We start from the raw sequence: 23,555 nt of genomic DNA on the forward strand, positions 1-23,555 counted from the left end.
CTGCCAGTGTACCAAAGCCGGACCTTAACTGCCGAGTACCGCATCAAGCACCTCTTTCAGCCGCGAAGTCAGGCGCTGATTGTAGTCGGCATTGCGTAGCGGGCCGCCGCGTGCGTCGGTTACGAAGAAGACGTCTTCCACCCGCTCGCCCAGTGTCGAGATCTTCGCCGAATGCACGGATACATCGAACTCGACGAACAGCCGTCCGATGCGGGCCAGCAGCCCCGGCCTGTCGGCAGCCTCGACGGTCAGGATACTGCCGCGGTGCATGCTGTCCTCACGGAAGGCCACCTGTGTCGGTACTTGGAAGTGGCGCAGCTGGCGCGAAGTGTGGCGCGTTACGATCGGCGGCAGGTTCTGCGGCGTGCGCAGCGCTTCGGTCAGTACAGCATGAATATGCCGCAGACGGGCGGGGTCTGTCACGGGCTGATGCTGAGCATCCAGCAGCGTGAAGGTGTTCAGCGTCCAGTCATCGCTCGACGTGATGATGCGTGCGTCGTGCACTGACAGGTCCAGTTGATCAAAGGTGCTGACGATAGCAGCGAAGAGACCGTTGACCGAGTGCGTGTGGATGAAGACCTGAGTGCCGCCTTCGGGGGTGTCATCGCCAGGGGTGCTGAACATGATGATCGGTACGCCGGGGCGCTCAAGAATGCCCAGCGTCTGCCAAGCAATTTCGTAGGCAGAGTAGGGCAGGAAGTAGTCGTCACCGCAGTGATGCCAGCAGCGCTCGACCGCCTTCATGTTGCAGCCCAGCGCCTCCAGCATGGCCCACGCATCGCGGCGCGTTTCACGGCTGGCATCGCTGCGATCGAACGGTACGGACAGGCCGCGCTCCAGTAAGCGGAAGGCTTCTTCAAACAGCTGGCGCAGCAGCGCCGAACGCCAGCCGTTCCACAGTGTCGGGTTGGTGGCCTGAATGTCAGCGACTGTCAGCAGATAGAGCGTGGCAAGGTGGCGCTTGTCCTGCACGATCTCAACGAACTCACGGATAACGGCGGGTTCTGACAGATCGCGTTTCTGCGCTGTCTGCGACATCAGCAGATGGTTCAGCACCAGCCACTCGGCCAGTTCGGTGGTTTCCGCCGACAGGCCGTGGCGCTCACAGAACACGCGTACGTCTTCTGCGCCCAGCAGCGAGTGGTTGCCGCCGCGTCCCTTGCCCAGATCATGGAACAGCCCCGCGATCCACAGCACCTCGCGTTTGCGCAGGCGCTGCATGATCTCAATCGCCAGCGGCGCATCGCAGCGTTCATCGCCTTCGAGGAACTGCTGCAGGCGCTGCAGCAGGTTGAGCGTGTGTGCTCCCACGGTATAGATATGGAAAAGGTCATACTGCATCAGCCCGCTGACACGTCCGAACTGTGGCAGGTAGCGACCCAGTACGCCGTAGCGGGCCATCAGCGACAGCGTGCGGGGAATATTGCCTTCCGCACGCATCATCAGCATGAATATCTGTTGGTGCAGTGGGTTGTCGCGGTACTCATCGTCGATCAGATGGCGCTGCGCGCACAGCGCTCGCAGCGTGTCGGCTCGGATGCCTTTGATATCAGGGCGCTGGGCCAGCCATGCGAACAGCGATAGCAGGGTCTCGGGGAACTGCTCGAAGGTATCAGGCTCCCGAATCTGGATGTGGTCACCGCTGAGCGCAAAGTGGGCGTCCAGCAGTTCGGTCGGGGCTTCGGTATCGAGATCGACCCACTGCTCACGGAAGTGCAGCAAGATGATGTCATTCAGCTCGGTCACGATCGCCGCTGTCTGATAGTAGACGTGCATCAACTGCTCGACGGCTAGCTTTTCGGGCGTGTCGACAAAGCCCAGCTGCTGCGCGATCACCTGCTGATGTTCAAACAATAGGCGGTCTTCTTCACGGTTGGTTTCGAGGTGCAGCGCGAAGCGCAGACGCCACAGGAACTGCATGCTCTGGTCGTAGCGTGTCAGGTCTTCTTCGGTCATGTACCCCAGCGTCACCGCTTCGGCCAGCCTGTGCACCCCGTAGTGGCGGCGAGCCACCCAAGCGATCGTGTGCAGGTCGCGCAGACCGCCAGGAGAATCCTTGACGTTGGGTTCCAGCAGCGACTCGGTCTGATCCAGCTTGCCGTGTCGCTGACGCTGTTCTTCTCGCTTGGCCTCGAAGAAATCGCGGGACGGCCACATGTGTGTGGTCGACGTGGCGGTATGCAGTGTGTTGAACAGGGCCTGAGGGCCGATCAGCAGGCGGCTTTCCAGCAGGGCACTGATGACCGTCAGGTCCTCGGCCGCCAGACGCTCGCAGTCCGCCAGCGTGCGCACGCAGTGTCCCGGCATTAGGCCGATATCCCACAGCAGCATGACGAAGGCCGACAGCGCTTCCTGATGGACCGCATCTTCCTGCTGGAGCACGACCCATAGGTCGATGTCGGAGTGCGGCAGCAGTTCGCCGCGGCCATAGCCGCCGACCGCCAGCAACATGATGTCGGTCGCATCCTCGGTGGGCAGTCCCGCATGCTGCCAAGCGGCCCTGATGATGCGATCCATGACCTCCGCACGCAGGTGGACCAGCTGGTCAATTGGGGCGCCTTGGCGAAAGCGTTCGGCAAGGGCATCGTAGAGTGTGCCGAGCGCCTTGCGGAAAAGGGGAATGGCCGGGCGATCAGCCAGTTGATGCTGTAGCTGATCGATATCTGGAAGCGCCAGTGCCGATGCTGTTGTCGTTGTATCCGGCATGTCGGGACCTCGCGAAAAGAGGATGAACAGAAAAGGCGTAATCGTCTGTTGGCATCATATCCGATCCTGACGCTGCGATGGAGAGCGAGCACGGCAAGAATCCGCACGTAATAGGCGTGATGCCCGCACGGTGCTGAAGGAACGATAGAGGAGTGCTTCTCATCCCGGCGTTGATGAGGCGTACGCCGTGCCAATGAAGGCTGTGATCCGATATGCCTTGATGCAGGATGAGTGATAAAAAACAGTAGGAATGAGGAGGCTACAATCCGCTGGCAACCCGCTTACATCAGGTGTTCGAGGCGTTAGAGGAAGGAAACGCGCAAGAAAAGAAATAAAGGATCGAAGGTGTGGCGTGGCCGAGGCACGCTGATGAACAGGTGCCTCGGTAACGCGTGCAGACAGGCTTACACGGTGACGTTCGGCATGCCGGAGAAGTCTTCATCCTTGCGAGCAGTGGTCACCAGTACGCCATCCTTGGTCATGATCAGCGTGTGTTCCCACTGTGCAGACAGGCTCTTGTCGCGAGTCACCGCCGTCCAGCCATCTTTGAGCACTTTGGTGGCATAGCCGCCCACGTTGATCATCGGCTCGACGGTCAGGCACATGCCTTCTTCGAGTACCAGATCGGTGTGTTCGTCATAGCCGTCGTAGTGCAGTACCTGCGGATCGGTGTGGAACTCGGTGCCGATGCCGTGGCCGCAGTAGTCGCGGACGACGCTATAGCCGTTACCTTCAGCGTGCTGCTGGATCAATTTACCGATATCAGATAGACGTACGCCCGGCTTCATGATCTCGATCGACTTGTACAGGCATTCCTGAGCCACACGGCTGAGGCGTTCGCCTTGGATGTTCTCGCCGACGTAGTACATGCGGCTAGTGTCGCCGTAGTAGCCATCTTTGATGACCGTGATGTCGATGTTGAGGATGTCGCCTTTCTTCAGTTTTTTGCTGAAGTTGGGAATGCCGTGGCATACCACGTGGTTCAGCGAGATGCAGCTGACGTTCGGGAAGCCGTGGTAGCCCAAGCAGGCCGGAACGGCTTTCAGTTCGTCTTCAATGTAGCGCTGGCAGAGCTGATCCAGTTCGCCGGTAGAGACTCCCGCCTTGACGTGCGGTTCGATCATTTCCAGAACGCTGGCGGCCATGCGGCCAGCGATGCGTAGTTTTTCGATCTCTTCGGCGCCGTAGCGAGGAATGTCGGTAGACATGAGTAGTGCAATCTCCAAAGGGTGATGCCCGGAAGATCTCTGTGCATACACGGATTTTCCAGGCAAGAGGTGTCAGAGCGAAGGCTGCATGCGCCGCCTCGCTCTTGATGTTGGGGGAAAGGATATCGCCTTATCGGACATGTGCACAGGGGTGATGTAGACGCATGGGGCGAATGCGCAGCTTCTCAATTTCCATCGGGTATGATATAAAACGCCGCGCTTAATGACGGATCTGAACGATTCTTCGGTGAACCCTCTATACTCTGTAGTGTTTCACTACAGATAGGCAGTGTTCACTGCGCTATCACTGACCCCACACACGTATCGTCACATGGTCCCGGGTGCCTGTCGCAGGCTGCGCTGGGTCGGATCCATGGGATGCGTGGAGGCTCAACCCGATTCAAGGAGAAATTCCATGGCAGTTTCAATGCGTGACCTGCTCAAAGCGGGTGCCCACTTCGGCCACCAGACCAAATACTGGAACCCGAAGATGAGCAAATACATCTTCGGCGCTCGTAACAAGATCCACATCATCAACCTCGAAAAAACACTGCCGGCGCTGAACGAAGCGACTGCGGTTGTTGAGAAGATGGCTGCGAGCAACAACAAGATCCTGTTCGTTGGTACTAAACGTGCTGCGAGCAAGGTCATCGCCGAACAGGCTACCCGTGTAGGTCAGCCGTTCGTCAACCACCGCTGGTTGGGCGGTATGCTGACGAACTACAAAACCATCCGTCAGTCCATCAAACGTCTGCGCGAACTTGAAGCCATGCACCAGGATGGCACGTTCGACAAGCTGACCAAGAAGGAAGTCCTGATGGCCACCCGCGAGCAGCAGAAACTCGAGCGCTCCATCGGTGGTATCAAGGAAATGGGCGGTCTGCCTGATGCACTGTTCGTGATCGACGTTGACCACGAGCGCATCGCCATCAACGAAGCCAACAAACTGGGTATCCCGGTTATCGGTATCGTTGATAGTAACGCCAACCCGGACGGTGTCGACTACGTCATCCCGGGGAACGATGACTCCATCCGCGCTATCCAGATCTACGTTGAAGCCATTGCTGATGCATGTGCCAAAGCGAAAGAAGGTCGTCCGGACGAGTTCGTCGAAGTTGCAGAAGCAGAAGATGCAGCAGCTGCCGAATAAGGTCAGCCGCTGACGCCTGGTTGCCCGCGCGCCCCGAGTGCGATGACAAAAGGCGAAAGGGGGGCCTCGGCCCCCTTTTTCATATCCACCTGAGAACCCTGCTGCTGTTCACCGACGCGTCGGCAGGCGTACCATGCGCCATATCATGGCGTGCGGGCCCTATTTTTTTGGCCCGGTGTTCGCCATAGGCATGCAGGATCGTCTAAGGTTCAGGAATACGACGCTCACAGGTATCATTTGGCCTGTGTGCTGCCTTCTTTGGATGGGGGCGTACATCACCCACGTTCGAAGAAACGTCTAAAGAATGGAGAATTAGTATGGCCGCTATCAGCGCTGCTATGGTCAAAGAACTGCGTGAACGCACTGGTCTGGGCATGATGGAGTGCAAAAAAGCACTGCAGGAAGCCAACGGTGATATCGAACAGGCAATCGACGATCTGCGCAAAAATGCAGGTCTGAAATCTGCCAAGAAAGCAGGCCGCATCGCTGCCGAAGGCGCTATCGTCATCCGCGCTGCCGACGATGCTTCCTTCGCTGCCATGCTGGAAATCAACTCTGAAACCGACTTCGTTGCTCGCGACGAAAACTTCAAAGCTTTCGCACAGAACGTTGCGGCCAAAGCCTTCGAAGCGCGCTCTGAAGACGTTGCTGCCCTGATGGAAGGCGAGCTGGAAGACGCTCGTAGCCAGCTGGTCCAGAAAATCGGTGAAAACATCAGCGTTCGTCGCATCGCGATCGTCGAAGCACCGGAAGGTGTTGTCGGTGGTTACGTGCACGGCGACCGCATCGGTGCCGTTGTCGTCTTGAAAGGTGGCAATGCAGACGTCGCTCGCGACATCGCTATGCACGTTGCCGCTATCAACCCGGCCGTTGCTCGTCCGGAAGATATGCCGCAGGAACAGCTGGATCATGAAAAATCCATCATCCTGGCGCAGCCTGACATGGCTGGCAAACCGACCGAAATCGCTGAAAAAATGGTTCAGGGTCGCCTGAAAAAATACCTGGCTGAAAACAGCCTGGTTAACCAGCCGTTCGTTAAAGATCCGAACGTCAGCGTTGCCGAATACGCCAAGAGCGCGGGCGGTGAAGTCGTTAGCTTCGTACGTTTCGAAGTCGGCGAAGGCATCGAGAAGGAAGAAGTGGACTTCGCTAAAGAAGTCATGGAACAGGCCGGCCTCAATAAGTAAGCGAGTGCTTGCATGACGATTATGCTGTCGTCACCTTCCAATGGTGGTCCGGAGCTTCCGGGCCACCATCCGCAGTGGCTTTCTCGCCACTGCCGCCAGCCGATCATCATGGATGCATCGGCAGGATTCCCGTTTCTCTCTGGCGTGCGTTGTTCGCACGCCAATTTGTATCTGTATAGTTGCGTCCAGCATGCCCATAAGTCGCGTGCTGCTTTCGCATGCCTGTAAGGAGCGCTGCCATGCCCGTCGTTCATGATCGAAGTGTCAAATACAAGCGGATTCTGCTCAAGCTCTCGGGCGAAGCCCTGATGGGAGAGCACGACTTTGGGATCGACCCCAAAGTGCTGGATCGCATGGCCCAAGAAGTTGGTCAACTGATCGGTATCGGTGTGCAGGTAGGTCTCGTTATCGGCGGGGGCAACCTGTTCCGTGGGGCGGCTCTGCACGAAGCGGGCATGGATCGCGTGACCGGCGATCACATGGGGATGCTGGCCACCGTCATGAACGGTCTGGCGATGCGCGATGCGCTTGAGCGTGCGGGTATCCGTTCACGCGTCATGTCGGCCATTCCGATGAGCGGCGTTGTTGAGCACTACGACCGCCGTACGGCTATCCGCTATCTGACGGCCAGCGATGTTGTGATTTTCTCTGCGGGTACCGGTAACCCGTTCTTCACGACGGACTCCGCGGCCTGTCTGCGCGGTATCGAAATCGACGCAGACGTCGTCATCAAGGCTACCAAGGTTGATGGCGTTTACGATAAGGATCCGGTCAAGCACGCCGATGCCGTCAAATACGACAGCCTGTCCTACGATGCGGTGCTTGATCAGAAACTGGGTGTCATGGACCTGACGGCCATCTGCTTGGTTCGTGATCACAACATGCCGGTACGCGTCTTCGACATGACCAAGCCGGGCGCGCTGCTGAATCTGGTAACAGGCGGTAAGGAAGGTACGGTCATCGAATAAGATGCCCCACGTTACGCTCAGGAGAGGGAGGTGCGAGGTGAATTCCTTGCGTGTCGCTCTCCTGAGAGTCGGCGACTTCCTGTATCATTAGTCCCTGCATATCGTTTCGTATACTCCTGACCGTTTCTTCATGGCGGTCAGTTTATTTTCAGGCAGAGGTAACGCCCATGATCAATGAAATTCGTAAAGACGCTGAAACACGCATGAACAAGAGCGTTGAAGCGCTGAAATCCGCCTTCAACAAGATCCGTACCGGTCGTGCGCACCCGAGCATCCTCGACGCCGTTCGCGTCGACTACTACGGCAGTGAAGTGCCGCTGAGCCAGGTCGCCAACATCAACGTTGAAGATGCGCGTACGTTGGCCGTCGTGCCGTGGGAAAAACCGATGGTCCAAAAGGTCGAGAAAGCGATCATGACCTCTGACCTTGGCCTGAACCCGTCAACTGCCGGTACCGTCATTCGTGTACCGATGCCGCCGCTGACCGAAGAAACGCGTCGCAACTATACGCGTCAAGCACGTGCGGAAGCCGAAACGGGCCGCGTTGCTGTTCGTAATGTACGTCGCGATGCCAACAACGACATCAAATCATTGCTGAAAGAAAAAGAGATCAGCGAAGACGATGCTCGTCAGGGCGAAGACGCGATCCAGAAGCTGACCGATGCGCATATCGCTGAAATCGATAAGCTGCTCGAACTGAAAGAACACGACCTGATGCAGGTCTGAGTCAATGACGGATTCCACGAAGACCGAGCCTACGTCCACGCCTGCGCGCCATGTCGCCGTCATCATGGACGGCAATAACCGCTGGGCGAAGGCAAAAGGCATGTCCGGCATCCGTGGGCACCACGCCGGCGTTGATGCCGTGCGGGCTACGATTCGTCGCGCTGCTGAGCGCGGTGTCGAAGTACTGACACTGTTTGCCTTCTCCAGTGAGAACTGGAAGCGGCCGGCCAAGGAAGTCAGTGCGCTGATGGAGCTGTTCATGCTGGCGCTCCAGCGCGAGGTCGGCAAGCTGGCGCGTCACAATATTCGTCTGTCGATCATCGGTGACCGAAGTCGGCTTTCCTCGGTGCTGCAGAAGCTGATCGCCAAGGCGGAAGCGCGTACGCGTGACAATACCGGCCTTCATCTGGTCGTAGCGGCCAACTACGGTGGACGCTGGGATATCGCGCAGGCCGCACGTCGTCTAGCCGAGCAGGTCGAGCAGGGCGAGCTGGCCTCGGCTGATATCGACGAAACACTGCTGGGGCAGGAAGTTTGTTTGGGTGGTCTGCCAGATGTCGATCTGTGTATCCGTACCAGCGGCGAGCAGCGCATCAGCAACTTCCTCCTATGGCAGATGGCCTATGCCGAGCTGTATTTCACGCCGTGCTACTGGCCTGATTTCGATGCGGCGGCTTTCGATGACGCGCTCGATGCCTTTGCAAACCGCTCCCGTCGCTTCGGCATGACGGGCGAGCAGATAGAGGTGAAGGGTGCTTAAGCAACGTTTTCTGACAGCGCTGGCCATTGGCCCGCTGTCACTCGTGCTGTTGTTCACGCTGACGGGACTGCCGTTTGCCATGTTCGTCGGCTTCGTCATCCTGCTGGGCGCCTGGGAGTGGGCCAACCTCTCCGGCCTCGAAAGCCCGGGTGGTCGCTTCGTGTATACACTGGCGATCGGGGCGGGCATGGTCGCCACCTGTCTGACCAATATCGTGCATCAGAACTGGCCGATGTGGGTCGCGTTGGCGACGTGGATCGTCTGCTGTGGCTGGGTGCTGACCTATCCCGCAACGGGGCGGATGTGGCACTCGCGCGTCGTGCGTCTGGTGCTGGGTGGGCTGATCATGTTGCCGAGCTGGATGGGGCTGCAACAGTTGCGTGAGATCGCAACCGGATCCTCCGGCTTTGCATGGTGGCTGTTGTACGTGCTGTTTATCATCTGGGGCGCCGATATCAGCGCGTATTTCGCGGGCAAGGCGTTCGGCAAGCGTAAGCTGGCACCGCGCGTCAGTCCGGGCAAATCGTGGGCGGGCGTCTACGGTGCGCTGGCTGGTACCGCTGTGCTGTCGTTCCTGATGGATGCCATTCAAGGGTTCGATCTGGGTCAGGCGATGGTGCTGCTCGGCGTGACGTGGCTGGTAACGCTGACGTCCGTTGTGGGCGATTTGTTCGAAAGCATGCTCAAGCGCTACCGCGGCCTGAAGGATTCAAGCCAACTGCTGCCGGGGCATGGTGGCATGCTGGATCGTATCGATAGCCTTCTGGCGGCTATTCCTGTCTTTGCGCTGTTCCTGCCTTTCCTCGTTCATTGATCTTATGCAGGCACCTGTGACGTAATGGTCGCAAGTGCCTGTTCTAGCTTCTATGCTCATAAGAGAACGCCTTTCTTTTCACTACAAGGACGACGTGTGAATCCGTCAATGCAGAAAAGGATTGTAGTGCTGGGTGCGACCGGTTCCATTGGCACCAGTACGCTGGACGTCATTGCACGTCACCCCGAACGTTACCGTGTGGCTGCCCTGACGGCGCACGTTTCGCGCGACAAACTGTTGGCGCAGTGTCTCCAGCATCGTCCTGATACCGCGGTCATCGCCCATGAGCACGATGCCCGCTGGATGAGTGCAGCCTTGCAGGGTGCGGGCTGCGAAACGCAGGTGCTATACGGTGAGCAGGCGCTATGCGATGTGGCATCGGCTGCTGATGTCGATGTCGTAGTTGCGGCGATCATGGGCGGTGCGGGATTGGCGCCTACGCTGGCAGCAGTAAGGGCAGGGCGCCAGATTCTGCTCGCCAACAAGGAGTCGCTGGTGATGGCGGGGCCGTTGTTTACCGAAGCGGCACGGCAGAGTGGTGCGCGCGTGCTGCCGGTGGACTCCGAGCACAATGCGATCTTCCAGTGCTTGCCGGCACCTTCATCATCGACAGCCTTGCATACCGACCTTGCACAGGCGGGCGTGACACGCCTGCTGCTGACCGCTTCCGGGGGCCCTTTCCGAGGCTGGTCGCGTGATCGACTGCACGATGTGACGCCGGAGCAGGCTTGTGCCCATCCTAACTGGTCGATGGGGCGCAAAATCTCGGTTGATTCCGCCACCATGATGAACAAAGGGTTGGAAATTATCGAAGCCTGCTGGCTATTCGATCTGACGCCTGACGATATCCACGTCGTGGTGCACCCGCAGAGTATCGTGCACTCGATGGTGGCCTATCGCGACGGTTCGGTATTGGCTCAGCTGGGCAATCCCGACATGCGCACGCCGATTGCACATGCACTGGCGTGGCCCGAACGCATCGACTCCGGCGTTGCGCCGCTGGACGTGTTCAGCATGGCGCAGTTCGAGTTCTGCCCGCCGGATGAAGAGGCGTTTCCCTGTCTGGGGTTGGCGCGGCGAGCCATGAACGCGGGTGGAACGGCACCTGTCGTGCTCAATGCTGCGAATGAAGTGGCCGTGGATGCCTTCCTGAACGGACAGATTCGCTTTACGGCCATTCCACAGCTGATCGATGAGGTCATGACAGCGTTGCCGGCCGTGGCCGCTGATACGCTGGAGACCATCTTCGCGCAGGATGCGTTGGCCCGTGATTATGCTGCGAAAATCGCCGCTCGGTGGTGTGATGAGTGAACGACTGGCACTGAGACGGGTCTGATGCTGGCGGGAGGTACTCGCCGCGCTCGCCGCCATGCTCTGCAACGGAAACGTGCATGAATATCGTTGAAAACATATTGGCTGCCATCGTCGTGTTGGGTGGGTTGGTCACATTCCATGAGTTTGGCCATTTCTTGGCGGCACGCTGGTGCGGTGTCCATGTCCTCGCCTTTTCGTTCGGCTTCGGCAAACCGCTGGTGAGTGTGAGAGGGCGCAAGGGTACGCGTTTCATGCTCTCGCTGCTGCCGCTAGGCGGTTATGTCCGTCTGCTGAACGATCCCGATGAGCTGGACGAAGAAGAGGTACCACACGGCACAACCATGGGCGCTCAGCCCTGCTGGAAGCGTGCCATCATCATGGCCGCTGGGCCGGCAGCGAACTTTGTGCTGGCTATCGTGGTCTGCGCAGTGATGTTCATGCGTGGTGCAACGGACATTACCCCGGTCATCGGCGATGTCGGTGACGGTAGCTGGGCGGCACGTGGCGGGCTGCAGGCTGACCAGCAGATCCAGCGCGTCAATGATGAAGCAACACCGACGTGGTCGCGTGTGAAAGAGGTGCTGGAATCGCGTGCGCCGAATGCGTCGATCACGATCGAAACGACAGATGGTGTTCAGCACCGCATGCCTGAGCTGGCAGCGAACGCCGAGGGGCTCTCCCTGTGGCAGCGAACAGGTATCGTGCCTTGGCAGCCGACGCTGCCACCCGTGATCGGCAAGGTGGTACCCAATACGCCTGCTGCTATTGCTGGGCTGTCGGAAGGTGTACGCATCGTGGCGATCGACGATCAGCCGGTCGTTTCATGGGAAGAGGTGCTGACGCACGTACGCAGTAATACCGAACATCGTGCGATGCGTCTTAGCGTACAGTGGTCACCGGGCGAAACTCCGCGTACGGTAGTGGTGCAGCCACAGACGCTGGGCAATGGCCACGATGCGGTCATCGGTATCCAGCCGCAGAACGTGGCATGGCCCGCGACACATTTGTATCAGCAGCGCTATCCTGTGCATGAAGCAATCATGCGTGGGGTAGGGCGTACATGGGACATGACAGTGCTGACCGCGAAAGGCGTCTGGCAGCTGGTGTCCGGAGCCGCGTCGCCACGAAGTCTCGGTGGCCCGGTTATGATTGCCCAGGTGGCGGGCGCTTCGGCGCGTAGCGGCCTGGAAACGTTCCTCGACTTCATGGCCTATCTTTCGGTCAGTCTCGGCATCTTTAACCTGCTGCCTATTCCGATGCTGGATGGCGGGCAGCTGGTTTATCTGCTGGCAGAAGCGATCAAGGGACGGCCGCTTTCCATGCGCGTGCAGCTTGGAGGGCGTGTGGTAGGGCTTATCGTGGTCGGTGGGCTAATGTTAATGGCATTCTACTTTGACCTGGTTCGCACGCTGACGAACCTTGTCAGGTAGGTCAGGTTATGTATAAGGTGCACGCTACGTGACAAGGTTGCAGGGACGACACGGCAACTCTCGGTAGCGACCTTGTGAAAGCGAATATTGACGGCATGGACGGCATGAAGAAGAAGACCCTTGGTTTGGCCGCAGCCTGGCTGCTCGGCAGTGCGCAGATGGCTTCTGCAGCACCCTTCGATGTAGCGAACATCCGCGTCGAAGGTCTGAAACGCGTATCCACGGGAACGGTGCTGAACGCGCTGCCGTTTTCATCACATCAGCGTCTTGACGATGCCCAGCTGTCACAGGCCGGGCAAGCGCTGTTCCGCACGGGCCTGTTCGACGACGTGAATTTCGTGCGCGACGGCAACGTGCTGGTCGTGCGAGTGGCAGAGCGCCCGGTCGTTGCGCGCCTTGAAATCAAGGGGAACCGCCAGCTGTCCACTGAAGACCTCAAGAAAGGGTTGACGCAGTCCGGGGTCAGTGAAGGGCAGGTACTGCAGCGTTCCACGCTAAACGAAGTACAGCGCGAGCTGGAGCGTCTGTACCAGTCCCAAGGACGCTACAACGCCACCATCCGTACCTCGCTGAAGTCGCTGCCGGACAATCGTGTCCAGGTCAACATCGACATCAACGAAGGGGCGAGTGCCCGCATTCGTCAGATCAATATCGTGGGTAACCACGCGTTCAGCGATGACACACTGCGCAAACAGTTCGAGCTGGCCGACAAGCCCGGCTGGTTCTTCGGGATGTTTTCGAGTGACCGCTACTCGCGCGATGCTATGACAGCCGACCTTGACCGCCTGCGTTCGTTCTATCTGGATCGTGGCTACGTCAACTTCAACGTCACCTCTACGCAGGTGTCGATCAGTCCTGACAAAGCGGATATCTATATCACGGTCAATGTCGATGAAGGTCAGCGCTATACGCTGGGCAACATCGGCTTTGCCGGCAAGCTGGGCATGAGCGAAGAGGAAGCGCGCAAGCTACTGACCGTCTCGAGTGGTCAGGTCTTCAATCAGGCCGAGCTGCAGAAATCAACGGAAGCCATGCGCTTGGCGCTGGGCAATGCCGGTTACACCTTCGCCAAGGTGGATGCCGTGCCTACCGTGCATCCCTCGGATGACCGCGTTGATATTACCTTTAACGTTGACCCGGGCCAGCGTGCCTACGTGCGTCGTGTCGCCTTCCGAGGTAACACCACGACAGCCGATGAAGTGCTGCGCCGCGAAATGGTACAGCTCGAAGGCGCGCCGGCATCGTCAGACAACATTCGTCTGTCGCGTGAACGCTTGCAGCGCCTCGGTTTCTTCAGTCAAGTGGATGTACAGACGCAGCCCGTTCCCGGTGAACCCGATCAGCTCGACGTAAACTACAGCGTCACCGAACAGCCGTCCGGTAGCATCTCGGCCAGTGTCGGTTTCGCACAGTCGGAAGGGATCATCTACGGGGCATCGCTCTCGCAGAGCAACTTCCTCGGTACGGGTAACCGCGTAGATGTCGGCGCCCAGAAGAGCAAGTACTACACCAACCTGCGCTTCGGGTTCACCAACCCGTACTGGACGCTGGATGGTATCTCTCGCGGCTATGACCTTTACTACCGCAAGACCAACTACGAAGACTCCGACGTCTCGACCTATTCGAGCGATGCAATCGGTGGCGGAATCAACTTCGGCTACCCGATCAGCGACTTGTCGCGCTTGAACTTCGGTCTGGGCGGTGAACACCTGAAGGTCAAGGCCTACAACGATTCTCCGGCCGAGATCGACCAGTACATCAAGGACAACGGCGGCGACTACAACAACTACAAGTTGAGCCTGAGCTGGACGCGCAACAACCTGAACCGCGGCATTCTGCCGACCAGCGGTAACTATCAGCGTGCGTCTCTCGAAGGTACCGGTCCGGGTAGCGATGCTGAGTACTACAAACTGCGTTATCGCGCGCAGACCTTGTTCGAACTCAAGCCGGAGTGGTCGCTGAAATTCAGCACCAACTTGGGCTACGCCAACGGCTATGGCAAAACCGAGCAGTACCCGTTCTTCGAGAACTTCTATTCAGGCGGTCTGGGTTCCGTGCGCGGCTATACCAACAGCACGCTGGGGCAGAAGACCACCAAGCGCAACGACGGTGACGACGACACGCTGGGCGGTAACATCCTTGTCGAAGGTTCGGCTGAGCTGATTTTCCCGCTGCCGTTCATTGAGGATCGCCGCCAGCTGCAGACCTCTCTGTTCTTGGATGCGGGTAACACATTCCTCACGGACTGCTATTCTACAGGTTCCGTAGCGCGCACTAATGAATGTAAGACCGGTGTCGATATGGGCGAACTTCGCTACTCTGTCGGTGTCGGACTGTCATGGCTGACCCCAGTGGGGCCGCTGACATTCAGTCTGGCTAAACCGCTTCACAAGAAATCTGGCGACGATACTCAAGTCTTCCAGTTCTCTTTGGGCCAGACTTTCTGATGCCATGCGATGCCTGCTGTGTAGTGTTTGCTAACCGAAATGGATATTCACCGGCAGCAGGCAATGTGACCTTCATATCCAGAGCGTGCTTGTCTCATCGCGCTGTATGAAGGTGACAGCACGTGTCGATCACGTTTCAAAAGGAGATAAGAATGCGTAAACTGACTCTGGCTCTGGGCATGGCTGCGGCCACGTTCATCGGTACGGCAACGGCAACTGCCGCTCAGGCAGCGGATATCGCCGTCGTGGACTGGCAGCAGGCGCTGTTGGATACCAACGCGGCCAAACAGTCCATGAACCAGCTGAAGAACAAGCTGGGCAACCGTCCGCAGCAGCTCCAGACGATGGGCCAAGAGCTCCAGCAGATGCAGCAGCGTTTGCAGCGTGACGGTGCCACCCTGTCTGACTCTGCACGTAACCAGCAGATGCAGCAGTTCCAGACCAAAGGTGCGGAATTCCAGAAACTTCGCGCTCAGCTCGAAGAAGAGCGTCAGACCCAGGAAGATCAGTTCCTGCGTTCCGCGCGTCCGCGTCTTGACGCTGCCATCAAGCAGGTCGTTCAGCGTCACGGTGTGAAAGTCCTCGTTGACCGTACCGGTGTCATCTATGCCGACGACGCACTGGATCTGACCGGCGAAGTCACACAGGCGTACAACGCCGCCAAATGATGATTCCTGTGGTCGGAAGGGCATGCCACCTTTCCGACCCTGTCACGGATAGCCATGAATACGATTGCCAAGCACGGCTACACGTTGAATGAACTGGCCGAACGCGTGGGAGCGACCGTATCCGGAAACGGAGACGCGCTGATCACCGGACTGGCCACCCTTCATGATGCGGGCCCCGAAGATCTGGCCTTTCTGGCCAACCCCTCTTACCTGCGCTTCCTGCAAGATACTCATGCAGGGGGTGTTTTGATCCGCGAAGAGCATAAAGATGCCTGTCCAGTGCCCGCACTGGTGCTCAAGGATCCTTATCTCGGCTATGCCATGCTATCGCAGCTTTTCGATCCGATGGCTATGAAGCAAGCGCCCACTGTTCATGAAACTGCCGTAATTGCCGATACAGCGACTATCGGTGAGCGTGTATCCATTGGGCCGCATGTCCATGTCGGTGCCCATGTAACCGTCGAAGACGATGTTGTTATCGACGCTGGCGTGGCCATCGGCGATGCCTGCATCGTCGGCAAGGGATCGCACCTCTATCCGAATGTCACGCTGTATCATGGCGTTACGCTTGGCGAACGTTGCATCATCCACAGCAGCGCGGTACTCGGCGGTGACGGTTTCGGCTTTGCCTTCAACGGTAAAGGCTGGACCAAAATCGCGCAGATCGGTGGTGTTCGTCTGGGCGATGACGTCGAAGTCGGAAGCTGCTCCAGCATCGACCGTGGTGCGCTCGGCGATACGATCATCGGCAACGATGTCAAGATCGACAGCCAAGTGCAGATTGCCCATAACGTCCAGATTGGCGATCATAGCGCGCTGGCGGGTTGTGTCGGCATCGCTGGGTCGACCAAGATCGGTCGCGGCTGTCTGCTGGGCGGTGGTGTCGGTGTTGCGGGTCACCTCGAGATCGCCGATCGCGTTCAGATTACCGGTATGAGCCTGATCACCAACTCGATTCACTCGGCAGGTGTATACTCCTCGGGTACCGGCGCGATGCCGAATGCCCAGTGGCGTAAGAATGCCGTTCGATTCAAGCAGCTGGACGAGATGGCACGCCGTCTTTCTCGACTCGAAAAGCGCTGATATTCGGAGAGTGTCTTGGCCCGCAAGGTTGCATCGGGCCAATACGCACTATATAAAGCCTGCCTGGTCGCAGGCATTTTAATTTTCAGAGGCCGTGCCTCAGAGGTTGACTACATGGTCATGGGTATCAAGGAAATTCAGGAGTACCTGCCGCATCGCTTCCCGTTCCTCCTCGTGGATCGAGTAGTGGAACTTGAACTGGGCAAGTACATCAGAGCTTACAAGAACGTTAGCTACAACGAACCGTTCTTCACCGGTCACTTCCCGGATCATCCCATCATGCCGGGTGTACTGATCACCGAAGCGCTGGCACAAGCGGCCGGTATCCTCGGGTTCAAGACGGTCAACAAGCTGCCGCGTGATGGCTACATCTATTACTACGTCGGCAGCAACAACGTGCGCCTGAAGCGTCCGGTCTACCCGGGTGATCGTCTGTACCTAGAAGCTCACATGGACAAGTCCAAGCGTGGCATCTGGAAGTTCACTTGCCGTGCCTATGTCGACGACGAGCTTGCCTGTGAAGCCGACATCATCTGTGCTGAGAGGAAGATCGCTTGATCCACCCGACTGCTATCATCGACCCTGAAGCGCGGGTCGCCGATGACGTCGAAATCGGGCCTTATAGCGTTATCGGGCCTGATGTCGTCATCGGACCGGGGTGTGTCATTGCACCCCACGTCGTCATCAAGGGTTCCACGATCATCGGTGCGCGCAATCGTATCTTCCAGTTCGCCACTATCGGTGAGGACTGCCAAGATCTGAAATATCACGGTGAAAAGACGTATCTCGAGATTGGTGATGAGAATACGTTCCGTGAAGGCGTTACCGTGCACCGAGGTACGGTTCAGGATCAGGCGCTGACGCGTATCGGTAGCCACAACCTGTTCATGGCCTACTCGCACGTAGCACACGACTGCGTTATCGGCGATCACTGCATCATGGCCAACCAAGCCACACTGGGCGGGCACGTCACCATTGGTGATCATGCCATCCTGGGCGGGCTGGCTGCCGTGCATCAGTTCTGTCACGTTGGTGCGCATGCCATGTGCGGCGGTGGCTCGATCATTACTAAGGACATTGCGTCCTTCGTCATGGTTAATGGCAACCCGGCTCATACGCACGGCATCAATGCGGAAGGGCTGCGTCGACGTGGGTTCTCCGCTGAAGCGATCAGCGCGCTGAAGGACGCCTACAAGCGCGTCTTCCGTGGCAAGCAAACGCTCAGCGAAGCGATTGCCGAGCTGCAGAAGGAAGAGACCCTGCCGGAAGTCGATATGTTCATCGACTCACTGGTATCGTCTACTCGAGGCCTTACACGCTGATACCCTCTATCGGCGTGCAGGACATACCGTCAGCACTGCTGGCGAAGGGTTTCCCGTTGCGTTCATGGAACACTGCCTGCGCTTCCATGCCGCTTCGGTGACCCTGTCTCAATGATCGGCCGTACAGACACGCCAGCCAGCAGGGCACGGCTCGCGCGACTGTGATCGGATCGTCCCGCCTATTCTCCGGTACGGTGACCCTACCCATGACTCAGACCGTTGCTCCCGCGCCGCTCAAGGTGTTCGTCGTTGCGGGCGAACTCTCGGGCGATATCCTTGGCGGTGGCTTGCTGCACGCGCTCAAAGCACGCTATCCACAGATTGCCTTCAAAGGCATTGGTGGCCCCCGCATGATCGCTGAGGGCATGGAGAGTCTCTTTCCGCTGGAAACGCTGTCCGTGATGGGGCTGGTCGAGGTGGTGCGCCATCTGCCGCGGCTTTTCAGCGTGCGGCGTCAGCTGCGCGAGGCTGCTCTGGCATGGGGGGCTGATATCATGATCGGTATCGACGCGCCGGACTTTACGCTTGGGTTAGAGCGGCAGCTACGCGATCGCGGCATGCATACGTTGCACTATGTCAGTCCCTCGGTGTGGGCATGGCGACAGGGGCGCATCAAGGGCATCAAGGCTTCGGCCGAGCACATGTTGACGCTACTGCCTTTCGAAGCCGATTTTTATCGCCAGCATCGAATGCCCGTCACTTTTGTGGGGCACCCACTGGCCGATACGTTGCCTGTAGAAGATGACCAGGCGGCCGCGCGCCGGACACTGGCGCTTGCCGATGAGGCTAAGGTGCTGGCGATCCTGCCGGGCTCGCGGCGCAGTGAAGTGGCGAGCATGCTCCCCGTCTTCCTAGAAACGGTGCCATTGCTGTTGGCGGATCAGCCTCAGCTGTCGATCGTCATTCCTGCAGCCACGCCTGCTCGTCACGACGAAATCAGAGCGTTGCTGGCACAGGCCGATCCCGCGGTGGCGGCTGCCATTGTCGTGACGGCCGAACCGGCGGCGACGGTCATGACGGCGGCCAATGCTGTATTGCTTACGTCAGGAACGGCGGCGCTTGAGGCTATGCTCTGTCATCGTCCGATGGTGGTGGCCTATCGTATGCCGTGGCTGACGCACGCCATCGCGAAGCGAATGGTGAAGACGCGCTGGATTTCACTGCCCAACCTGATCGCGCAGGACGATATGATTCCCGAGCTGATTCAGGATGAGGTCACGCCCGAACGGCTGCATGACACCCTGAGACCTTTGCTCCATCAGGACAATGCTGCGATCATGACGCGCTTCCGGCAGCTGCACGCGCAGTTGGCATGCCATGCCAGTGAGCGTGCAGCCGATGCCGTGCTGTCACTCGTTCAGAATTCGCCTGATTGACCGTAGTCGTGCTTGCCACGGCTGCCAGTAAAGGACTGTTGCTCATGACCGTACGTTCCTCTTCAACGCGCTCCCGCTCTCGTGCCGCCAAAGGTGCTCCTAAAGAGTGGCCGCCACTCGTCATCGAGTACGATGGCATGTTGCTGGCTGGTGTGGATGAAGTAGGGCGAGGGCCGTTGATTGGCAATGTCGTAACGGCCGCCGTAATTCTGGACCCCTCGCGTCCCATTGACGGGCTGACCGACTCCAAGGCGCTGTCGGCCAAGAAGCGCGAGACACTGGACGTACTGATCCGCGAGCGAGCGCTGGCCTGGGCGATCGGCAGTGCCTCACCGCAAGAGATCGACGAGCTCAATATCTATCATGCGACGCATCTGGCCATGCGGCGCGCCATTGACGCGCTGGCTCCGGCCGCCGAATACCTACTGGTTGACGGCAACCGTCTGCCGGGGCACCCGTTGCCGGGGCAAGCGGTAGTCAAGGGCGATGCACGTCATCCCGCCATCGGCGCCGCTTCCATTCTGGCCAAGGTGGCACGTGATGCGGAAATGGTCGCGCTGGATGCGCAATACCCCGAATATGGTTTTGCTCGCCACAAGGGCTATCCAACGCGCGAGCATCTGGCCATGTTGGAAAAACTGGGGCCTCTGCCCGAACATCGCCGTTCCTTCGGCCCCGTACAGCGTCAGCTATCCTTGCTGTGAGGCGTGAGGCTTCTGGAATGATGCCGGAAGTCTGCACCTTTCAGCTGCGATTCCCTGCCATGATGTGTGTTGCATATCACGGCGAGTGATCCCTTCTGCATGAAGGACGATCACCTCTGTTTCTTCTTCGAGAGTTGCCATGACGACGCCTTTCGTACATCTGCGCGTACATACCGAATATTCTCTGGTGGACGGTCTGGTACGGCTTAAGCCGCTGACCAAGACCGTTACCGAAATGGGCATGCCCGCACAGTGCATTACCGACGAAACCAACCTGTTTGCGCTGGTCAAAGGCTATAAAGCGGCACAGGGGGCCGGTATCAAGCCGGTAGTGGGCAGCGACCTGTGGATGATCAACCCGCAGGATGAAGAGCACCCGTACCGCCTGACACTGCTCGCCATGAACGCGGAAGGGTATAAGAACCTGACCGAGTTGATTTCCCGCGGGTGGCAGCATGGGCAGGTCAAAGGCGTACCGCTGCTGCACAAAGAGTGGATCTTCGAAGCTTCCGAAGGCCTTATCGCCCTGTCCGGTGCGCGAGAGGGCGAAATCGGGCGCTTCTTGCTGGCGGATCATGCTGAAATGGCGCGTACGCTGTTGGCGGAATGGCAGCGCTTCTTCCCTGATCGCTTCTATCTAGAGTTGCAGCGCACCGGTCGCCAGTACGATGAAGAGTGCGTGCACCTATCGGTCGCTCTGGCAGCTGAAACCGGCACCCCCGTAGTAGCAACCAACGATGTGCGCTTCTTGAAGCGCGAAGATTTTTGGGCGCACGAAACGCGCGTCTCTGTCGGGGAAGGGCGGGCGCTCAACGATCCGCGCCGTGAACAGCGCTATACCGAAGAGCAGTATCTGAAATCGCCTGCTGAAATGGCTGAGCTGTTCGATGACATCCCCGAGGCGCTCGAGAACACGGTCATGATTGCAGCACGCTGCAACGTCGACCTGCGCTTGGGTACCTACTTCCTGCCGGAATACCCCATTCCTGATGGTCTTAGCATTGAAGAGTTCTTCAACAAGCTGTCCCATGAAGGTCTGACCAAACGCTTGGAGCTGCTGTTCGAGGGTCCGAATGCTATTTATCGTGAGCGCAGCCGCGAGGAGGAAGAACCCAAGTACCGCGAACGTCTGGAGTTCGAGCTTCAGATCATCAACCAGATGGGGTTCCCCGGTTACTTCCTCATCGTCATGGACTTCATCCGTTGGGCCAAGCAGAACGGGATTCCCGTTGGGCCTGGGCGTGGTTCCGGTGCGGGTTCGCTTGTCGCGTATTCGCTTGAGATCACCGACCTTGATCCACTCGAATACGACCTGCTGTTCGAGCGCTTCCTGAACCCTGAGCGTGTTTCCATGCCCGACTTTGACGTCGACTTCTGCATGGAAAAACGCGACCGCGTTATCGACTACGTGGCCGACACCTACGGTCGCGATGCGGTATCGCAGATCGTGACCTTCGGTACCATGGCCGCTAAGGCCGTAGTGCGCGATGTGGCGCGTGCGCAGGGCAAGCCGTACTCGCTTGGGGATCGTCTGTCCAAGATGATTCCGTTCGAGGTGGGCATGACGCTGGCCAAGGCCTGGGAACAGGAAGAGCCGCTGCGCGATTACGTCGAGAGCGACGAAGAAGCGGCCGAAATCTGGGAGATGGCGCTCAAACTGGAAGGGATCACGCGTGGTACCGGTAAACACGCTGGGGGCGTGGTGATCGCGCCGACCAAGCTGACCGACTTCTCGCCGCTGCTGTGCGATGAAGACGGCTCGGGATTGGTCGTCCAGTTCGACAAGAACGACGTTGAAGAGGCCGGGCTGGTCAAATTCGACTTCTTGGGGTTGCGTACCCTGACCATCATCGACTGGGCGCTTCAGTGGGTGGATAAGGAACGTGCCCGCAGCGGCCAAGGTCCGCTGGATATTGCCACTATCCCGCTGGATGACCGCGAAACGTTCAGCCTGCTGCAGCGTGCGGAAACCACCGCCGTATTCCAGCTTGAATCGCGCGGGATGAAAGAGCTGATCAAGCGTCTGAAACCTGACTCGCTTGAAGACATGATCGCCCTTGTGGCGCTGTTCCGCCCCGGCCCCTTGCAGTCCGGCATGGTGGACGACTTCATCAACCGTAAGCACGGGCGGGCCGAGCTTTCTTACCCGCACCCCGACTACCAGCATGAGTGGCTGAAACCGGTACTGGAGCCGACCTATGGCATCATCCTGTATCAGGAGCAAGTCATGCAGATCGCGCAGGTGCTGGCCGGCTATACGCTGGGTCAGGCCGATATGCTGCGCCGCGCGATGGGTAAGAAGAAGCCGGAAGAGATGGCCAAGCAGCGGTCCGGCTTTATGGAAGGGTGTGCGAACAACGGTATCGACAAGGATCTTGCCGGTAACATCTTCGACCTTGTAGAAAAATTTGCCGGTTACGGGTTCAACAAATCGCACTCTGCTGCGTACGGTCTGGTCTCGTATCAGACGGCATGGCTGAAGACCCACTATCCAGCCTCGTTCATGGCGGCCGTTATCTCTACCGAAATGGACAACCTTGACAAGGTTGTGCCGTTGATCGAAGAGTGCCGACGCATGAAGCTTGAAGTGACGCCGCCGGATGTAAACCGCGGCGAGTATCGCTTCAGTGTCAACGAGAAAGGGCAGGTGGTTTACGGGCTAGGGGCCATTCGTGGCGTCGGTGAAGGCCCGATCGAAGCGATCGTGGAAGCACGTCGTCAGGACGGTGATTTCATCGACCTGTTTGATTTTTGTCGCCGAGTCGATGGTAAACGCCTCAATAAGCGTACGCTGGAAGCACTGATCCGTTCCGGCGCGTTGGATCAGCTAGGACCTTCTCGCGCGATACTGGCGGCGGCACTGGACGATGCGCTCAAGGCCGCTTCCCAGTCGCATGCCAACCAGTCCATCGGCATCGACGATATGTTCGGTGACATGTTTGCTGCTGAAGAGAGTGAAACGGATAACTACGCGCAGTATCGCGATGTGCGCGAGTGGACCGATCGCGAACGTCTGGGCGGCGAGAAAGATACGCTAGGCCTGTACCTGACCGGTCATCCGATCGACGAATATGAACCGGAACTGAAGCGCTTCGTCAGTACGCGCATTAACGACCTGCGTCCTTCGCGCGAGCCCCAGCGGGTTGCGGGACTGGTGGTCGGCACGCGTACCATGAAGTCGCGCCGCGGCGATACGATCGCTTTTGTGACGCTGGATGACCGCACCGGGCGCATTGAAGTTTCGCTGTTCGGCGAGCTGTACGATCAAGTGCGAGCCAGCCTCAATGACTCACAGGTGATGATCATCGAGGGCGATGTCAGCTCGGACGACTATAGTGGTGGTTTGAGGCTGCGCGGCAAGGAAATCACCATGATGGTGGATGCTCGCAAGCGCTACGGCGAGGCCATTGAGGTCACGCTGGACACGCGTCGGCTGGACATTCATTTCCCGCGCCGCTTGAAGGAAGGTCTGCAACCGCACCTCGATCAAGAGGGGCTGCCCGTGCGTTTCAACTACCGCAACGAACAGGCCGGTGGTCTGATCGAACTCGGGGCGGAATGGCGGGTCTCACCGAGCGATGAACTGATGATCTCGCTCAATGAACTTGAAGGACAGCGCGGTGTGCGCTTAACGTACCGGTAGAGTTTCTACTCTTGCACGTTTCGTTATGCGTGAGATAATGCCGTATATTG

At 58.4% G+C, this 23,555-nt stretch carries 18 protein-coding genes; 16 read left to right on the plus strand and 2 right to left on the minus strand.

Going from position 1 to position 23,555, the window contains the following annotated elements; all coding sequences use genetic code 11:
• Positions 1 to 24 precede the first annotated feature (24 nt).
• Positions 25 to 2,706 carry a [protein-PII] uridylyltransferase gene (glnD, locus tag ACMHYW_RS03555; protein ID WP_414500923.1) on the minus strand — a complete coding sequence of 894 codons (2,682 nt, stop codon included), beginning with the start codon at positions 2,704 to 2,706 and terminating at the stop codon, positions 25 to 27.
• Between the two features lie 404 nt (positions 2,707 to 3,110).
• Positions 3,111 to 3,914, minus strand: a complete 804-nt coding sequence (map, locus tag ACMHYW_RS03560) for a type I methionyl aminopeptidase (RefSeq protein WP_414500924.1) — start codon at positions 3,912 to 3,914, stop codon at positions 3,111 to 3,113.
• A 415-nt stretch (positions 3,915 to 4,329) separates the two neighbouring features.
• Between map and rpsB the strand changes: the two genes are divergently transcribed.
• The 16 genes from rpsB (at position 4,330) to dnaE (ending at position 23,505) form a co-directional block, all read left to right on the plus strand.
• Positions 4,330 to 5,064, plus strand: a complete 735-nt coding sequence (rpsB, locus tag ACMHYW_RS03565; RefSeq protein ID WP_027705284.1) for a 30S ribosomal protein S2 — start codon at positions 4,330 to 4,332, stop codon at positions 5,062 to 5,064.
• Positions 5,065 to 5,381: 317 nt separating this feature from the next.
• Positions 5,382 to 6,251: a translation elongation factor Ts gene (gene tsf / locus ACMHYW_RS03570; RefSeq protein WP_414500925.1), complete on the plus strand. Its 870-nt coding sequence runs from the start codon at positions 5,382 to 5,384 to the stop codon at positions 6,249 to 6,251.
• 239 nt (positions 6,252 to 6,490) lie between these two features.
• Complete coding sequence (pyrH, locus tag ACMHYW_RS03575) at positions 6,491 to 7,219, plus strand: UMP kinase (RefSeq protein WP_027705282.1); 729 nt, start codon at positions 6,491 to 6,493, stop codon at positions 7,217 to 7,219.
• A gap of 167 nt (positions 7,220 to 7,386) precedes the next feature.
• Entirely contained in the window at positions 7,387 to 7,944 is a 558-nt protein-coding gene (frr, locus tag ACMHYW_RS03580) for a ribosome recycling factor (RefSeq protein ID WP_027705281.1), read from the plus strand.
• A gap of 4 nt (positions 7,945 to 7,948) precedes the next feature.
• Positions 7,949 to 8,704 carry a polyprenyl diphosphate synthase gene (gene uppS, locus ACMHYW_RS03585; RefSeq protein WP_414500926.1) on the plus strand — a complete coding sequence of 252 codons (756 nt, stop codon included), beginning with the start codon at positions 7,949 to 7,951 and terminating at the stop codon, positions 8,702 to 8,704.
• The gene (locus ACMHYW_RS03590; RefSeq protein WP_414500927.1) at positions 8,697 to 9,518 is read left to right on the plus strand and encodes a phosphatidate cytidylyltransferase; all 822 of its coding nucleotides are present in this window, start codon (positions 8,697 to 8,699) and stop codon (positions 9,516 to 9,518) included. Before uppS ends, ACMHYW_RS03590 begins: the two co-directional genes overlap by 8 nt.
• A 108-nt stretch (positions 9,519 to 9,626) precedes the next feature.
• Positions 9,627 to 10,829: a 1-deoxy-D-xylulose-5-phosphate reductoisomerase gene (gene ispC / locus ACMHYW_RS03595; RefSeq protein ID WP_414500928.1), complete on the plus strand. Its 1,203-nt coding sequence runs from the start codon at positions 9,627 to 9,629 to the stop codon at positions 10,827 to 10,829.
• Between the two features lie 80 nt (positions 10,830 to 10,909).
• Positions 10,910 to 12,262: an RIP metalloprotease RseP gene (rseP, locus tag ACMHYW_RS03600; protein ID WP_414500929.1), complete on the plus strand. Its 1,353-nt coding sequence runs from the start codon at positions 10,910 to 10,912 to the stop codon at positions 12,260 to 12,262.
• 104 nt (positions 12,263 to 12,366) lie between these two features.
• The gene (bamA, locus tag ACMHYW_RS03605; RefSeq protein ID WP_027705276.1) at positions 12,367 to 14,709 is read left to right on the plus strand and encodes an outer membrane protein assembly factor BamA; all 2,343 of its coding nucleotides are present in this window, start codon (positions 12,367 to 12,369) and stop codon (positions 14,707 to 14,709) included.
• Between the two features lie 152 nt (positions 14,710 to 14,861).
• Complete coding sequence (locus ACMHYW_RS03610; protein ID WP_027705275.1) at positions 14,862 to 15,377, plus strand: OmpH family outer membrane protein; 516 nt, start codon at positions 14,862 to 14,864, stop codon at positions 15,375 to 15,377.
• A 54-nt stretch (positions 15,378 to 15,431) separates the two neighbouring features.
• Positions 15,432 to 16,460, plus strand: a complete 1,029-nt coding sequence (lpxD, locus tag ACMHYW_RS03615) for a UDP-3-O-(3-hydroxymyristoyl)glucosamine N-acyltransferase (RefSeq protein ID WP_414500930.1) — start codon at positions 15,432 to 15,434, stop codon at positions 16,458 to 16,460.
• 114 nt (positions 16,461 to 16,574) lie between these two features.
• The gene (fabZ, locus tag ACMHYW_RS03620; RefSeq protein WP_027705273.1) at positions 16,575 to 17,018 is read left to right on the plus strand and encodes a 3-hydroxyacyl-ACP dehydratase FabZ; all 444 of its coding nucleotides are present in this window, start codon (positions 16,575 to 16,577) and stop codon (positions 17,016 to 17,018) included.
• Entirely contained in the window at positions 17,015 to 17,782 is a 768-nt protein-coding gene (gene lpxA / locus ACMHYW_RS03625) for an acyl-ACP--UDP-N-acetylglucosamine O-acyltransferase (protein WP_027705272.1), read from the plus strand. The genes fabZ and lpxA overlap by 4 nt, the downstream gene beginning before the upstream one ends.
• Before the next feature lie 206 nt (positions 17,783 to 17,988).
• Positions 17,989 to 19,158, plus strand: a complete 1,170-nt coding sequence (lpxB, locus tag ACMHYW_RS03630) for a lipid-A-disaccharide synthase (RefSeq protein ID WP_414500931.1) — start codon at positions 17,989 to 17,991, stop codon at positions 19,156 to 19,158.
• Positions 19,159 to 19,202: 44 nt separating this feature from the next.
• On the plus strand, positions 19,203 to 19,862 hold the full coding sequence (gene rnhB, locus ACMHYW_RS03635; RefSeq protein WP_414500932.1) for a ribonuclease HII: 660 nt from the start codon (positions 19,203 to 19,205) through the stop codon (positions 19,860 to 19,862).
• 139 nt (positions 19,863 to 20,001) lie between these two features.
• A complete protein-coding gene (dnaE, locus tag ACMHYW_RS03640) occupies positions 20,002 to 23,505 on the plus strand; it encodes a DNA polymerase III subunit alpha (RefSeq protein ID WP_414500933.1) in 3,504 nt (1,167 codons plus the stop codon).
• The last annotated feature ends 50 nt before the right edge of the window (positions 23,506 to 23,555 follow it).

Source organism: Zymobacter sp. IVIA_12111.31 C1 (genome assembly GCF_047495495.1).
Lineage (GTDB): Bacteria > Pseudomonadota > Gammaproteobacteria > Pseudomonadales > Halomonadaceae > Zymobacter.

Excerpts from the sequence above, each read along its gene's own strand:
- glnD (WP_414500923.1), bottom strand. The coding sequence starts at position 2,706 with ATGCCGGATACAACGACAACAGCATCGGCACTGGCGCTTCCAGATATC.
- map (WP_414500924.1), bottom strand. The coding sequence starts at position 3,914 with ATGTCTACCGACATTCCTCGCTACGGCGCCGAAGAGATCGAAAAACTA.
- rpsB (WP_027705284.1), top strand. The coding sequence starts at position 4,330 with ATGGCAGTTTCAATGCGTGACCTGCTCAAAGCGGGTGCCCACTTCGGC.
- tsf (WP_414500925.1), top strand. The coding sequence starts at position 5,382 with ATGGCCGCTATCAGCGCTGCTATGGTCAAAGAACTGCGTGAACGCACT.
- pyrH (WP_027705282.1), top strand. The coding sequence starts at position 6,491 with ATGCCCGTCGTTCATGATCGAAGTGTCAAATACAAGCGGATTCTGCTC.
- frr (WP_027705281.1), top strand. The coding sequence starts at position 7,387 with ATGATCAATGAAATTCGTAAAGACGCTGAAACACGCATGAACAAGAGC.
- uppS (WP_414500926.1), top strand. The coding sequence starts at position 7,949 with ATGACGGATTCCACGAAGACCGAGCCTACGTCCACGCCTGCGCGCCAT.
- ispC (WP_414500928.1), top strand. The coding sequence starts at position 9,627 with ATGCAGAAAAGGATTGTAGTGCTGGGTGCGACCGGTTCCATTGGCACC.
- rseP (WP_414500929.1), top strand. The coding sequence starts at position 10,910 with ATGAATATCGTTGAAAACATATTGGCTGCCATCGTCGTGTTGGGTGGG.
- bamA (WP_027705276.1), top strand. The coding sequence starts at position 12,367 with ATGAAGAAGAAGACCCTTGGTTTGGCCGCAGCCTGGCTGCTCGGCAGT.
- ACMHYW_RS03610 (WP_027705275.1), top strand. The coding sequence starts at position 14,862 with ATGCGTAAACTGACTCTGGCTCTGGGCATGGCTGCGGCCACGTTCATC.
- lpxD (WP_414500930.1), top strand. The coding sequence starts at position 15,432 with ATGAATACGATTGCCAAGCACGGCTACACGTTGAATGAACTGGCCGAA.
- fabZ (WP_027705273.1), top strand. The coding sequence starts at position 16,575 with ATGGTCATGGGTATCAAGGAAATTCAGGAGTACCTGCCGCATCGCTTC.
- lpxB (WP_414500931.1), top strand. The coding sequence starts at position 17,989 with ATGACTCAGACCGTTGCTCCCGCGCCGCTCAAGGTGTTCGTCGTTGCG.
- rnhB (WP_414500932.1), top strand. The coding sequence starts at position 19,203 with ATGACCGTACGTTCCTCTTCAACGCGCTCCCGCTCTCGTGCCGCCAAA.
- dnaE (WP_414500933.1), top strand. The coding sequence starts at position 20,002 with ATGACGACGCCTTTCGTACATCTGCGCGTACATACCGAATATTCTCTG.